Source organism: Streptomyces sp. WM6386 (assembly GCF_000972385.1).
Classification (GTDB): Bacteria; Actinomycetota; Actinomycetes; order Streptomycetales; family Streptomycetaceae; genus Streptomyces.
This window is the reverse complement of the sequence record NZ_JXTE01000005.1, coordinates 1-14739: the sequence shown is the minus strand read 5'-3', so window position 1 is coordinate 14739 and position 14739 is coordinate 1. Positions and strand designations below refer to the sequence as shown.

Genomic DNA, 14739 nt, shown 5'->3' with positions numbered 1-14739 from the left:
GCTCAAGACTACTTCGTTCCACTGACAGCCCACGTCGAAGGGGTTGGCGATCTTGGCGCCAACCCCTTCCATGCCTGCCGGAACGCTCACCCGGGCCCTAACCGACCGTCGGGTCGCCCTTCGTGTACGTGAGCCGCTCCACGGCTCCCGGCTGCCAGTCGTCGTCGATCTTCTTGCCGTTCACATACAGCTGGATCGCCCCGGCGTCGCCGAGGACGAGGTTGATCTTCTCGCTGTCCTGGAAGGTCTTGCTCTCGCCCTGCTCGAGCACCCCGTCGAACAGCAGCCGGCCGTTGTGGTCCTTGGCGGAGATCCAGCTCCTGCCGTCGGGGGCGCCGACCTGGACGGTCACCTTGTCCTGGGGCGCGGCCGCGATGGCGCTGTCGGACGGGTCCGGCTTCGGCGACTCGGGCTTCTCACTCTTGGGCGTGGGAGAGGAGGACTTGCTGGCCGAGGGCGCGGCACCCTCGGCGACCTGCGCCTTCCCACCCTCGTCGTCACCCTTGAACGCGGTGAACCCGACGAAGCCGACCACGGCGACGATCGCGGCGACCATGGCCGCGGTCCAGTTGGGTCCACGCCGCTCGGGACGGATGCGTTCCGCCTCGAACAGCGGGGCGGCCGGGGTCGGCGCCGGACGCCCGCCGCCATGATCGGCGGCGTACTGGTCCAGCAACGGGGCCGGATCGAGATGGACGGCCTTGGCCAGGGTCCGGATGTGCCCACGGGCGTAGACGTCCCCGCCGCAGGGGGTGAAATCGTCCGCCTCGATGGCATGCACGATGGCGATGCGGACCCGGGTGGCGTTGCTGACGTCGTCGACGGTCAGCCCGGCCGCGATACGTGCCTGCTGGAGGGCACGGCCGATGGAGATACGGGCTTCCTCGCGGTCGTCTTCGAACGGACGCTCGTCTTCAGGGGAGTTGCCGATGGACACGGGGGCGCCTTTCGAGCGTTTAAGCCACCTGTGCTGAGGATTCAGTCTAGGGGGGGTGCGAAAGGGTGGGGCAACCGGGCGGTGGGACTTTGTACGCCATCGGAATGGCCGGACACACCGATGGTGGGGCAGCAGCTTTTCGCTTCCCTCAACTTGACGTACGCCGAAGGGAAACGGTTGCTCAATGATCCCTTACGGGTGAGTCACGATCGAACACCCATCGGCGGCTCATCCGTGGGCCCGGCGACCACTGCGCCCCGTTTCCTGCCTTTAAGCCTCCCCGCGGATCACCGCGAGCACTCCGTCCAGCTCATCAGCCTTCACAAGAACGTCACGAGCCTTGGATCCCTCGCTCGGTCCGACGATCCCCCGGGACTCCATCAGGTCCATCAGGCGCCCCGCCTTGGCGAACCCGACCCGCAGCTTGCGCTGGAGCATGGAGGTCGACCCGAACTGCGTGGAGACCACCAGCTCGGCCGCCTGGCACAGCAGGTCCAGGTCGTCGCCGATCTCCTCGTCGATCTCCTTCTTCTGCTTCGTCCCCACGACGACGTCGTCCCGGAAGACGGGCGCCATCTGGTCCTTGCAGTGCTGGACGACCGCCGCGACCTCGTCCTCGGTCACGAAGGCGCCCTGCATACGGGTGGGCTTGTTCTGGCCCATCGGCAGATACAGCCCGTCACCCTTGCCGATCAGCTTCTCGGCGCCGGGCTGGTCGAGGATGACCCGCGAGTCCGCGAGCGAGGAGGTGGCGAAGGCGAGCCTGGAGGGGACGTTCGCCTTGATCAGACCGGTGACTACGTCGACCGACGGCCGCTGCGTGGCGAGCACCAGGTGGATACCGGCCGCGCGCGCGAGCTGCGTGATGCGCACGATCGAGTCCTCGACGTCCCTTGGCGCGACCATCATCAGGTCGGCGAGCTCATCGACGATCACCAGCAGATACGGGTAGGCCTTCAGCTCCCGCTCGCTGCCTTCCGGCGTCTTGAGCTTGCCCTCGCGGATGGCCTCGTTGAAGTCGTCGATGTGCCGGTACCCGAACGCCGCCAGGTCGTCGTAGCGCAGATCCATTTCCCGTACGACCCACTGGAGCGCCTCGGCGGCCCGCTTGGGGTTGGTGATGATCGGCGTGATCAGGTGCGGAATGCCCTCGTACGCCGTCAGCTCGACGCGCTTGGGGTCGACGAGGACCATCCGCACGTCCTCGGGGGTCGCGCGGACCATGATGGAAGTGATCAAGCAGTTAATGCACGACGACTTACCGGAACCGGTCGCTCCGGCAACGAGCACATGCGGCATCTTCGCGAGGTTGGCCATCACATAGCCGCCCTCGACGTCCTTGCCGAGCGCCACCAGCATCGGATGCTCGTCCTCGGCCGCCGCGGCCAGCCGCAGCACGTCGCCGAGGTTGACCATCTCGCGGTCGGTGTTCGGGATCTCGATGCCGACCGCGGACTTGCCCGGGATCGGGCTGATGATCCGGACGTCCGGGCTGGCGACGGCGTAGGCGATGTTCTTCGCCAGCGCGGTGATCCGCTCGACCTTCACGGCGGGGCCGAGCTCGACCTCGTACCGCGTGACCGTCGGCCCGCGCGTGAAGCCGGTGACGGCCGCGTCGACCTTGAACTCCATGAAGACGTTCGTCAGCGAGGCGACAACGGCGTCGTTGGCCGCGCTGCGCGCCTTGCCGGGGCCGCCTCGCTCCAAGAGGTCGAGCGAAGGCAGGGAGTAGGTGATGTCACCGGACAGCTGGAGCTGCTCGGCGCGCGGCGGCAGTTCGCCCTGGGCCTGGGGTGCGGGCTTGGTGAGGTCGGCGACCTCGACCTTCAGCTTCTCCTGCCGGGGGCGCGCGGCCGGGGCCGGCACGGGGGTCGGCACCGGCGTCGGCATCGTGTCCTCGCGGTCCCCGACGCTCACACCCTGGGTGAGGTCGGCGACGATCGGCGACGGCGGCATGCCGTGCAGGACGGCGCCGTCGAGCGCGGCGGCGGCCGCCGCGGCGACGTCCACGGCGTCCATCGGGCGGTCCATGTCGGGCTGCGGCACCGCCGAGCGCCGGGGGCGGCCGCGACGCCGCGAGAGGGCCTCATGCTCGGCGCTGTCGGGGTCGTACGCCTCGGGGGCCGACCCGCGCCTGCGGGTGCGCGCGGGCAGCGCCTCGCGCCACTGGTCGTCGTACCGCTCGTCGTCCTCGCCGAACTCGTCCTCGGCCGGATCGTGCATGACGCCGAGCCGCACGCCGAGCTCCCGCAGTCGCCGCGGGATGGCGTTGACCGGGGTGGCCGTGACGACCAGCAGTCCGAAGACCGTGAGCAGCGCGAGCAGCGGTACGGCGAGGACCTCGCCCATGGTGTAGGTCAGCGGGGTCGCCGCGCCCCAGCCGATCAGGCCGCCCGCGTCCCTTATGGCCTGCATGCCGTCGCTGCGGGCGGGTGTCCCGCACGCGATGTGGACCTGGCCGAGCACACCGATGACGAGCGCGGACAGGCCGATCACGATGCGGCCGTTGGCCTCGGGCTGCTCGGGGTGCCGGATGAACCGCGCGGCGATGACTGCGAGCAGTATCGGCACGAGCAGGTCGAGGCGGCCGAAGGCGCCGGTGACGATGATCTCGACCAGGTCGCCGACGGGACCGCGCAGATTCGACCAGGTGCCGGCCGCGACGATCAGCGCGAGGCCGAGCAGCAGCAGCGCGACGCCGTCCTTGCGGTGCGCCGGGTCGAGGTTCTTCGCGCCATTCCCTATGCCGCGGAACACGGCGCCCACGGCGTGCGCGAGGCCCAGCCAGACGGCGCGCACGAGCTTGTAGATGCCGCCGGTCGGATTCGGCGCCGGCTTCGGGGCCGGCGCGGTCTTCTTCGCGACGGCCTTCTTGGCGGGCGCCTTCTTCGCCGGAGCCTTCTTCGCAGCGGCCTTCTTCGCCGGAGCCGCCGCCTTCTTCGCGGGCTGCTTCTTGGCAGCGGAGGGACGTGAGGCCATAGGTGTGAGGTTACCGGGGGAGACGACAACGGACACGTGTGCCCGGTGCTTCACCCGTTCGTGTCGCCCTTGCGGGGACGCGGAACTGACACGCACTCACCCGCAACTGAGCCACGCGCGGGGGTCAGTTCTGCGAGGGCACCGACTGCGTGCTGCCCGTTCCCGGCTCCAGGGCGTCCAGTGCCCGCCGCAGGCCGGTGAGTTTGCGTTCGAGATGAGCCGCGGTGGCCACGGCCGCCGCGTCCGCCGACTCGTCGTCCAGCTGCTTGGACAGGGCTTCGGCCTGCTCCTCGACCGCGGCGAGCCGCGCCGAGAGTTCGGCCAGCAGTCCCGCCGGCTCCTTCGCCTCACCGGCCGCAGCCTTGCCGGCGGCACCGCCCTCCAACTGGAGCCGCAGCAGCGCCGCCTGCTCCCTCAGCTGGCAGTTCTTCATGTACAGCTCGACGAAGACGGAAACCTTCGCGCGCAGCACCCACGGGTCGAAGGGCTTGGAGATGTAGTCGACCGCGCCCGCCGCATACCCCCGGAAAGTGTGATGCGGACCGTGGTTGATCGCGGTGAGGAAGATGATCGGGATGTCCCGGGTGCGCTCGCGCCGCTTGATGTGCGCCGCCGTCTCGAAGCCGTCCATGCCCGGCATCTGCACGTCCAGCAGGATCACCGCGAAGTCGTCGGTGAGCAGTGCCTTGAGCGCTTCCTCCCCGGACGATGCCCGCACCAGCGTCTGATCGAGCGCGGAGAGAATGGCCTCCAGCGCCAGCAGATTCTCCGGCCGGTCATCGACCAGGAGGATCTTGGCCTTCTGCACCATGGCCCGCCCTCCTCGCCCCGGCTTGGGGCCTCCCCTGTCCTCAGGACTCGTGGTGACACCGGCAGGTGCCGCCCCGGGGGACGACTCCCTTGCGCCGCCCGTCCTTGTGCCGGTCATGGTAGCCGCACCCCGCCCGTCGCCACACCCTGTCACCGCGATGTCACTGTGCACGTAGCAGAAACGCAGCGAGAGACCAGAAGGTTCCCCGAATCCCGTACTTCTACACGGCTTCGAGCACACTGAGTCAGCAACTCCGCGGGAACACAGAAGGTTCTCGCAGCATCCACGCGAAGTCCGACCGATCCCGTCACGCGTCCTGCATCCACTGCGGTCACGCGCCCCGCATCCACTGCTCCATCACCGACAACAGATGATCGGGATCGACCGGCTTGGTGACGTAGTCGGAGGCGCCCGACTCGATCGCCTTCTCCCGGTCGCCCTTCATCGCCTTGGCGGTCAGCGCGATGATCGGCAGGCCCGCGAACTGCGGCATCCTGCGGATGGCCGTCGTCGTCGCATACCCGTCCATCTCGGGCATCATGATGTCCATCAGCACGACCGTGACGTCGTCGTGCTGCTCCAGGACCTCGATGCCCTCACGGCCGTTCTCGGCGTACAGCACCGACAGTCCGTGCTGTTCCAGGACGCTGGTGAGCGCGAAGACGTTGCGGATGTCGTCGTCAACGATCAGCACCTTCTCACCGCCGAACCGGATGCCGCGCCGCACCTCCGGCGCCGGGCTCTGCGCCGTCGCCGCCCACTGGTCCAGCTGGGGCCGCTGTTCGACCTCCGGCAGGGTCCTGCGGCGGCGCCTGAAGAGTGCCGCGGCGCCGTTCTGGGTCTCCTGGTACGACTTCACCTCGGCCGGCGTCCCGATCTCGACCTCGGCACGGCCGTTCCCGGAAACGCTCAGGTCACCGACCTCCAGGACCGCCGCGGACTGCTGGTAGCCCTGCGGGGGCAGTTCGCTCGGGTGCAGCGGCAAATACAGCGTGAACGTCGAGCCGCGTCCCGGCTCGCTCTGCGCGTGGATCTCACCACCGAGCAGCTGGGCGATCTCCCGCGAGATGGAGAGCCCAAGACCCGTACCGCCGTACTTCCGGCTCGTCGTGCCGTCGGCCTGCTTGAACGCCTCGAAGATCACCCGCATCTTGCTCGCGGCGATCCCGATCCCGGTGTCCGTCACGGAGAACGCGATCAGATCGGCGTCCGGATCCCGCAGCGAACCGGTCTCCAGCAACTGCTCACGGATCTGCATCGGCACATCCGCGCCGGCGGGCCGGATGACCAGCTCCACCGCCCCGGAGTCGGTGAACTTCACCGCGTTGGACAGCAGATTGCGCAGCACCTGCAACAGCCGCTGTTCGTCGGTGTGCAGCGTGGCGGGCAGCTCCGGCGAGACCCGTACGGACAGGTCGAGACCCTTCTCCGCGGTCAGCGGACGGAAGGTGGCCTCCACGTAGTCCACGAGCTGGACGAGCGCGATGCGCGTGGGCGAGACGTCCATCTTGCCCGCCTCGACCTTCGACAGGTCCAGGATGTCGTTGATCAACTGAAGCAGGTCGGAGCCCGCGCCATGGATCGTCTCGGCGAACTCGACCTGCTTCGGCGAGAGGTTGGCGTCCGCGTTGTCGGCGAGCAACTTGGCCAGGATCAGCAACGAGTTGAGCGGCGTGCGCAGCTCGTGCGACATGTTGGCGAGGAACTCGCTCTTGTAGCGCATCGACACCGCGAGTTGCTCGGCGCGCTCCTCCAGGACCTGCCGCGCCTCCTCGATCTCGGTGTTCTTCACCTCGATGTCGCGGTTCTGCTGGGCCAGCAGCTCGGCCTTCTCCTCCAGTTCGGCGTTGGACGACTGGAGGGCCTTCTGCCGGTTCTCCAACTCCTCCGACCGCTCACGGAGTTGCTCGGTCAGCTCCTGCGACTGCCGCAGCAGCACCTCGGTCTTGGTGTTGACGGAGATGGTGTTGACGCTGGTCGCGATCATCTCGGCGATCTGGTTGAGGAAGTCCTTCTGGATCTGCGTGAACGGCGTGAAGGACGCCAGCTCGATGACGCCGAGCACCTGGCTCTCGAAGAGCACCGGCAACACGATCACCTGCGCGGGCGGCGCCTCCCCGAGCCCCGAGGAGATCTTCAGATAGCCGCTCGGCGCGTTCTCCACGAGGATCGTGCGCCGCTCCTGGGCGGCCGTCCCGATGAGCGCCTCACCCGGCCTGAAGGACGTCGGCATCGATCCCATGGAGTAGCCGTACGACCCGAGCATGCGCAGTTCGTACGACTCCTCCTGGTCGGCGCTCGCGTCCTTGCCGTCGACGAGCGGCATCGCCAGGAAGAACGCGCCGTGCTGCGCGGACACCACCGGCGTCAGCTCGCTCATGATCAGCGAGGCCACGTCCGCGAGGTCGCGGCGGCCCTGCATCAGCGCGGAGATACGGGCCAGGTTGCCCTTGAGCCAGTCCTGCTCCTTGTTGGCGATCGTGGTGTCGCGCAGGTTGGCGATCATCTTGTTGATGTAGTCCTGGAGTTCCTGGATCTCCCCGGACGCGTCCACGTCGATCTTCAGGTTCAGGTCGCCGCGGGTCACCGCGGTCGCCACGCGCGCGATGGCACGCACCTGCCGGGTCAGGTTCCCGGCCATCTCGTTCACGGACTCGGTGAGGTCGCGCCAGGTGCCGTCGACGTCACGCACGCGTGCCTGGCCGCCGAGCTGTCCTTCGGTGCCCACCTCGCGGGCGACCCGGGTGACCTCCTCGGCGAAGGACGACAACTGGTCGACCATCGTGTTGATGGTGGTCTTCAGCTCGAGGATCTCACCCCGGGCGTCGATGTCGATCTTCTTCGTCAGGTCGCCCTTGGCGATGGCGGTCGTGACCATGGCGATGTTGCGCACCTGACCGGTCAGGTTGGACGCCATCTGGTTCACCGACTCGGTGAGGTCCTTCCACGTACCGGCCACACCCGGCACGCGCGCCTGACCGCCGAGGATTCCGTCCGTACCCACCTCACGGGCCACCTTGGTGACCTGGTCGGCGAACGAACTCAGTGTCTTCACCATGGTGTTGAAGGTGTCGGCGAGCTGCGCGACCTCGCCGCGCGCCTCGATCGTCACCGTCCGGGTCAGATCGCCGTTGGCGACGGCCGACGCGACCTGGGAGATGTTCCGCACCTGCACGGTCAGGTTGTTGGCCATCAGGTTGACGTTGTCGGTGAGGTCCTTCCAGATGCCCGTGACGCCCGAGGCGTGCGCCTGGCCGCCCAGGATGCCCTCGGTGCCCACCTCGCGGGCCACCCGGGTCACCTGCTCGGCGAAGGACGACAGCTGGTCCACCATCGTGTTGACGGTGCTGACGAGTTCGAGGATCTCGCCCTTCGCGTCGACGGTGATCTTCTTCGACAGATCGCCCTTGGCGACCGCGGTCGTGACCTCGGCGATGTTGCGCACCTGGATCGTCAGGTTGTTCGCCATGAAGTTCACGGACTGCGTGAGGTCCTTCCAGGTGCCGGAGACCCCCTGCACCTCGGCCTGACCACCGAGGATGCCCTCGGTGCCCACCTCGCGGGCCACACGCGTGACCTCCTCGGCGAAGGACGACAACTGGTCGACCATCGTGTTCAGGGTGTTCTTCAGCTCCAGGATCTCGCCGCGCGCGTCCACGGTGATCTTCTGGGACAGGTCACCCCGGGCCACCGCGGTGGCGACCTGCGCGATGTTGCGCATCTGGCCGGTCAGGTTGGACGCCATGCCGTTCACGGAGTCGGTCAGGTCCCGCCACACACCGGCGACGCCGGGCACCTGCGCCTGCCCGCCCAGACGTCCCTCGGTACCCACCTCACGGGCGACCCGGGTCACCTGGTCGGCGAAGGCGGAGAGCTGGTCGACCATCGTGTTGATGGTGTTCTTCAGCTCCAGGATCTCGCCGCGCGCGTCCACGTCGATCTTCTGGGACAGGTCGCCCCGAGCCACCGCCGTCGTCACCTGGGCGATCTGCCGCACCTGCGAGGTGAGGTTGCCGCCCATGAAGTTGACGGAGTCCGTGAGCTCCTTCCACGTCCCCGAGACTCCCGGGACCACGGCCTGACCGCCCAGGCGGCCCTCGGTGCCCACGTCCCGGGCCATCCGCGTCACCTGGTCGGCGAAGGCGGACAGCTGGTCCACCATCGTGTTCACGGTGTTCTTCAGCTGGAGCATCTCGCCGGAGACGTCCACGGTGACCTTCTGCGACAGGTCGCCGTTGGCCACGGCCGTCGTCACCTGGGCGATGTTCCTCACCTGTCCGGTGAGATTCCGGAACGCCGTGTTGACGGAGTCGGTGAGGTCCTTCCACGTACCGGCCGCGCCCGACACCTGCGCCTGACCGCCCAGCTCACCCTCGACACCGACCTCGCGCGCCACGCGCGTGACCTCGGCACCGAACGCCGACAGCTGGTCCACCATCCCGTTGACGGTGTTCTTCAGCTCCAGCATCTCGCCGGCCACGTCGACGGTGACCTTCTGCGACAGATCACCACTGGCCACAGCCGTCGTCACGGCGGCGATGTCCCGCACCTGGATGGTCAGGTTCCGGAAGACCGTGTTCACCGAATCGGTGAGATCCTTCCACGTCCCCGCCGCACCCGGCACATTCGCCTGACCGCCGAGCCGCCCCTCGGCACCGACCTCGTTGGCCACACGCGTGACCTCGTCCGCGAAGGTCCGCAGCGTCTCGGTCATCTGGTTGATCGTGTCGGCGAGCTGCGCGACCTCACCGCGTGCCGAGACGGTGACCTTCTGCGACAGGTCACCGCTGGCGACCGCGGTCGTCACCTGCGCGATCCCGCGCACCTGGGCCGTCAGATTGCCGGCCATCAGGTTCACCGAATCGGTGAGGTCCTTCCACACACCCGCCACACCGGGCACCTGCGCCTGCCCGCCCAGCTCACCCTCGACGCCCACCTCACGCGCGACGCGGGTCACCTCGGAGGAGAAGGACGACAGCTGGTCCACCATCGTGTTGACGGTGTTCTTCAGTTCGAGCATCTCGCCGGCCACGTGAACCGTGACCTTGCGGGACAAGTCACCCTTCGCAACAGCCGTCGTGACGAGCGCGATGTCCCGCACCTGCGCCGTCAGCCGGTACGCCATCGTGTTGACGGAATCCGTCAGATCCTTCCAGGAACCGGACATACCGCGCACCTTGGCCTGCCCGCCCAGCTTGCCCTCGGTGCCCACCTCACTGGCCACACGCGTGACCTCGTCGGTGAACGTCGACAGCTGGTCGACCAGGTTGTTGACGGTCCGCCCGACCTTCAGGAACTCACCCCGCAGCGGATGCCCGGACCCGTCCGCCGCCTGCGTCCGCAGCTCCATACGCGGCGACAGATCGCCCTCCGCGACCGCGGAAAGCACCCGGCCGACTTCCGAGACAGGTCGTACGAGATCGTCGACCAGGGCGTTGGAAGCGTCGATGGCAGTCAGCCACGACCCCTCACAGGCGCCGATTTCCAGCCGTTCCGTGAGCTTTCCCTCACGGCCCACCATCCGCCGCACCCGCGACAACTCACCCGTCAGATGCAGATTCCGGTCGGCCACCTCGTTGTAAACAGCGGCGATCTCGGACAACACGCCGTCGCCGGACACCGTGAGCCGCTTCCGGAAGTTCCCGTCACGCATCGACACGAGAGCCGCCAGCAGTCGGTTCAGGGCAGCCGTGTCCACCGCGGTGGTCCCACCGCGCGGTTTGCGCTGGTTATTCAGGGACTGTCCGCCTTTCGCGCGCGTCTTAGTGCCCCGCGTCGCTGCGCCAGACTCCACTGTGTCCCTCCCGCAGGGGTCGACCGTTACTGCTGTGCTCCGGTACTACTGTTCGACGTACCAGTTAATGCTGTGCATTTCTGTCGGATAGACCAGGCCGCACCCCGGGCTGCTGCCCACACTGCGCGGACCACACTCAGCCTGCCCGGACCTTCACAAGAAGCTTGCCCAGTGTTTCACCCTGGCTGAACCAGGCCATAACAGTTCGGCAGCTTCGCACATCGTCCGCACACCCTCCGGACGGAAACACTGGTGACCGGCATCCGCATGGACGGGGAAGGTAAGTAACCTTGCATGCGGCTGTCCAGCCGCGCCGGTCCGTCCGGCCTTGGGCGGTGGCACGAGAACGAGCGGGCATCGGAGGGGCGGCCGCACAACATGACCACCGGACTGATCCCTGGGGGACATCCCCCGGACCGCCGGCCGACGGACGGCCTGCCGCATCAGCGGCACGAGCCGGTCGTCAGCGCAGCCCTGCACGTCGACAACCGGTCGAGGAGTTCTGTGATCACCGCGCGCGCGGCCGCCAGCTTCGAGCCCGTCGGGCGCTCGGTCGCGAGCGCCCGCTCCTTCGTCCGCGACACACTCCAGGGGTGGGGCTTCGCGGACATCGTCGACGACGCGGTGGTCCTCACCAGCGAACTGGTGACCAATGCCGTGGTGCACGCGGGCACCACGGCGGACGTGCTGTGTCTGCGCAGCGACGACGGCGTACGCATCGAGGTCGGCGACCGCTACCCCGAGCGCGAGGTCCCCCTCCAGGGCTCCCTCGCCACCATGGGCAGCCCCGACCGCGAGGGCGGCCGCGGCCTCCAGCTGTGCGCGGCCCTGGCCGACCGCTGGGGCGTCGAGTACACGCCCACACATAAACAGGTCTGGTTCCAGATCGCCCTCCCCGAACGCCCGGTGGGCACCCGCGCCGCCGGCCCCTCGCTCCCCGCGGACCTCCTCCCCCTCGCCGACGGCCGCGTCCGCGTCGCCGTCGTACAGATCGACCGTACGGCGGCCATCTCGGCCTGGAACGAGGACGCCGAGGAACTCTTCGGCTACCCGGCCGAGCAGGTGATCGGCAAACCCCTGACCGACCTCGCGGCCTGGCCCCACACCCCGGGCACCAGTACGGGCATCGCGGAGGCGCTCCAACTCTCCCGCTGGGAAGGCAGTTACGGCATAAGGGGCGCTAACGGCCGCGTCACCCCCGTGTACGCCTCCCACCTCCGCGTCCGCGACACGGACGGCGAGCCCTCCACGGTCTGTCTCCTGGTCCGCGACCACGAACGCGCGGTCCTCCAGACCCCGTTGCGCATCCCGGCCTCCGACACCTCGCCCTCCTCCGACGGCCAGAGCACCGACCCCTTCGAGGTGTTCATCGGCTCCCCGGCCCCGGACGACCTCGACGGCCTCCTCCAGCGCACGGTGGAACGCGCCCGCGACATGCTCGACGCCGACTCCGCCTTCCTGCTCCTGGCCACCGACGACGAAACGGAGTTGGAGGTCCGCGCCTCCACCGGCCTGCCCTCCGCCCGCCAGCGCTTCGCCCGCGTCCCCGTCGAGGCGGGCCCCGGCCGCTACGGCTCGGCCCGTATGCCGGCCGTCCACGAGGACCTCACGGCGGTCCCGGGCGCCGTCCCGCTCCTGAGCGGCACCGGCATGCGCTCGGTCGTCACGGTCCCCCTGAAGGTCGAGGGTCGCCTCACGGGCTCCCTCGGCGTCGCGGCCGAAGGCCCGGGCAGATACTCGAACGAAGAAGCCCTGCGCCTCCAATTCGCCGCGGACCGCATCGCGTTGGCCGTCGAGTCGGCCCGCCTCGGCGAACTGGAACGCCTGCGCCGAGGATCGCTCAGCTTCCTCGTCGAGGCCTCCGACCTCCTGGCCGGCACCCTGGACCGCGATCAGACCCTGGCCCTGATGGCCCAGATGACCGTCCCGACCCTGGCGACCTGGTGCGCGGTCTACACGATCGCCGACCAGGCCTCGGATCCCTACCTGTCGTACGTGCTGCACGAGGACGAGGAACTCATCGACGGCATCAAGTCGTTGCTCTCGAAGATCTCCCCACCCGACCCAGTACCGGCCCCGGGCGCCCGCGTCTGGTCGGCCCCCGCCGAGGCCGCCCACCAGGCGGCCCTGCGTACCTCCATGCGCAGCCTGGGCCTGGGCGAGCCCATCGGCCGCCTCAGCGCGGGCATCGGCCCGACCCTCGCCACCGCATCGGCCGTGGGCGGCGAGACGGTCGTCCTCCCCCTGGTGGCCCGCAACCGCGTCATCGGCATGCTCACTCTGGGCAAACCGACCGACGAACACTTCCGCCAGGAAATCCTGGAACTGGCCGAGGACTTGAGCCGAAGGGCAGCGCTGGCGTTGGACAACGCCCGCCTGTACTCCGAGCGCACGGCCATCAGCCAGTCCCTCCAGCGCAGCCTCCTGCCGCCCGAGCTCCCCGAGATCGACGGCGTCGAGGTCGAGGTCATCTACCGCGCGGCCGGCGAGGGCAACGAGGTCGGCGGCGACTTCTACGACGTCTTCCCCATCAGCGACGGCGCCTACGGCTTCGCCATCGGCGATGTCTGCGGTACGGGCCCGAACGCGGCGGCGGTGACAGGCCTGGCCCGCCACGCCCTGCGGCTGCTGGCCAGGGAGGGCCTGAGCGGCCCGGCCGTCCTGGAGCGCCTCAATTCCGCCATCCTCGACGAGGGAGCCCGCAGCCGCTTCCTGACGCTCCTCTACGGCGAGATGCGCCCCCAGGAGGACGGCAGCGCCGAACTGAAGGTGGTCTGCGCCGGCCACCCCCTCCCGCTCCGCCTCCGCCAGGACGGCACCGTCGAACCGGCCGCCGAGCCGCAGCCGCTCCTGGGCGTGATCGAGGATCTGGAACTGTACGAGCAGACGGTCACCCTGGACCCGGGCGACGTCCTGCTGTGCGTCACCGACGGCGTCACCGAACGCCGCGAGGGCGCCCGCATGCTGGGCGACGACGGCCTCACCGACGTCCTCACGACCTGCACGGGCCTGACCGCCGGCGCGGTCGCCGCCCGCATCATGCGCGCCGTGGAACGCTTCGCGTCGGACGCCCCGTCCGACGACATGGCGATCCTGGCCATGCGGGTCCCGGGCCTCCACAAGGACTGAGAAGCGTACGAAAAAGGCCCCGCCCAATTGGGCGGGGCCTTTCAGTTTGAGCCCCCTAACGGAATCGAACCGTTGACCTTCTCCTTACCATGGAGACGCTCTGCCGACTGAGCTAAGGGGGCCTGTCGCTTCGAGGTTTCCCTCGCGGCAACGGGATAGATCATACCCCGAACAGACTGGTGTTCCCAACCACGCCCACGAGGCACGAAGCCCGATCAGAAGGCTGCCTGAAGCAGCCCCCCGAGCGCGTTGCACGCGCCCACGACCCGCTGCATGTCCCGCTTGGTCAGGGACGCGTCCACGGGCAGCGCCAACGTCTCGTCCGCCGCCAACTCCGTCTCCCGCAGCGACACACAACGCCGGAACTCGGGCAGCCGGTGCACAGGCGTCTTCACCGGCACCCGGCACTCAACACCCTTGCCCCGCAAGGCACGAGCGAAGGCATCGCGATCGGGCCGCCCGTTACCGGGCACCCGCACGACGTACTGCTGATAGGTGTGCCCATCACCACCGTCGGGCTTACCCACACCCTTCAACTTCCCATCGAGGTAAGCCGCCCGCTCCCTGCGCTGAGCGACTTCGTCGTACGGCGCCTCGGACTCGCCCTGCTCCAGCACGAGCAGCCCATGACGCTGCCCCAGAGCGTGCAGGGCCGCGATGCCGGCCCGCCGCCCAAATCGATGTACGACGACCACGGCCGCGGTCCGCGCGGTCACGGCCGCCTCGACAGCGGACGCATTGAGGCAGTAGCTCACCGGATCTATGTCGGCGAACACCGGAAGCGCACCGGCCAGGACGACGGCCTCGGCGACCTCGACGTTTCCGAAGGCCGGCACCACGACCTCGTCACCGACTCCGACGCCGGCGGCCCTGAGCATTGCAGCAGTACCCATGCTTGGGATGGTGGTTGTGGAACGTGAACTTCAAGTGACGCAGAACAAAAAAGGGTTGGACCCCGAACCGAAGTTCAGGATCCAACCCTTTGAATAATTGTTCGGCGGTGTCCTACTCTCCCACAGGGTCCCCCCTGCAGTACCATCGGCGCTGTAAGGCTTAGCTTCCGGGTTCGGAATGTAACCGGGCGTTTCC

Annotated in this window: 6 protein-coding genes, 1 tRNA gene and 1 rRNA gene; 1 reads left to right on the top strand and 7 read right to left on the bottom strand. The window is 68.5% G+C overall.

The window, feature by feature from the left end; all coding sequences use genetic code 11:
* Nucleotides 1–97: 97 nt before the first annotated feature.
* From TN53_RS04355 to TN53_RS04340, 4 genes are all read right to left on the bottom strand, one after another.
* Complete coding sequence (locus TN53_RS04355) at nt 98–937, bottom strand: helix-turn-helix domain-containing protein (RefSeq protein WP_046256996.1); 840 nt, start codon at nt 935–937, stop codon at nt 98–100.
* A gap of 270 nt (nt 938–1207) precedes the next feature.
* The gene (locus TN53_RS04350) at nt 1208–3916 is read right to left on the bottom strand and encodes a DNA translocase FtsK (protein ID WP_046256995.1); all 2709 of its coding nucleotides are present in this window, start codon (nt 3914–3916) and stop codon (nt 1208–1210) included.
* Nucleotides 3917–4040: 124 nt separating this feature from the next.
* Nucleotides 4041–4727, bottom strand: coding sequence for a response regulator (locus TN53_RS04345; protein ID WP_046256994.1), 687 nt, complete (start codon nt 4725–4727; stop codon nt 4041–4043).
* A gap of 331 nt (nt 4728–5058) precedes the next feature.
* Entirely contained in the window at nt 5059–10521 is a 5463-nt protein-coding gene (locus TN53_RS04340; RefSeq protein WP_095046286.1) for a HAMP domain-containing protein, read from the bottom strand.
* Between the two features lie 378 nt (nt 10522–10899).
* Between TN53_RS04340 and TN53_RS04335 the strand changes: the two genes are divergently transcribed.
* Nucleotides 10900–13650 (top strand): SpoIIE family protein phosphatase, encoded by a 2751-nt coding sequence (locus tag TN53_RS04335; RefSeq protein ID WP_046256992.1) that lies wholly within the window; start codon nt 10900–10902, stop codon nt 13648–13650.
* A 49-nt stretch (nt 13651–13699) separates the two neighbouring features.
* On the opposite strand, the gene TN53_RS04330 is transcribed toward TN53_RS04335, so the two are convergent.
* The 3 genes from TN53_RS04330 to rrf form a co-directional block, all read right to left on the bottom strand.
* Nucleotides 13700–13772 (bottom strand) — tRNA-Thr (locus tag TN53_RS04330).
* A 93-nt stretch (nt 13773–13865) separates the two neighbouring features.
* On the bottom strand, nt 13866–14528 hold the full coding sequence (locus TN53_RS04325; protein WP_046256991.1) for a DegT/DnrJ/EryC1/StrS family aminotransferase: 663 nt from the start codon (nt 14526–14528) through the stop codon (nt 13866–13868).
* 114 nt (nt 14529–14642) lie between these two features.
* Nucleotides 14643–14739: ribosomal RNA gene (rrf, locus tag TN53_RS43975) — 5S ribosomal RNA — on the bottom strand; the annotation flags it as partial.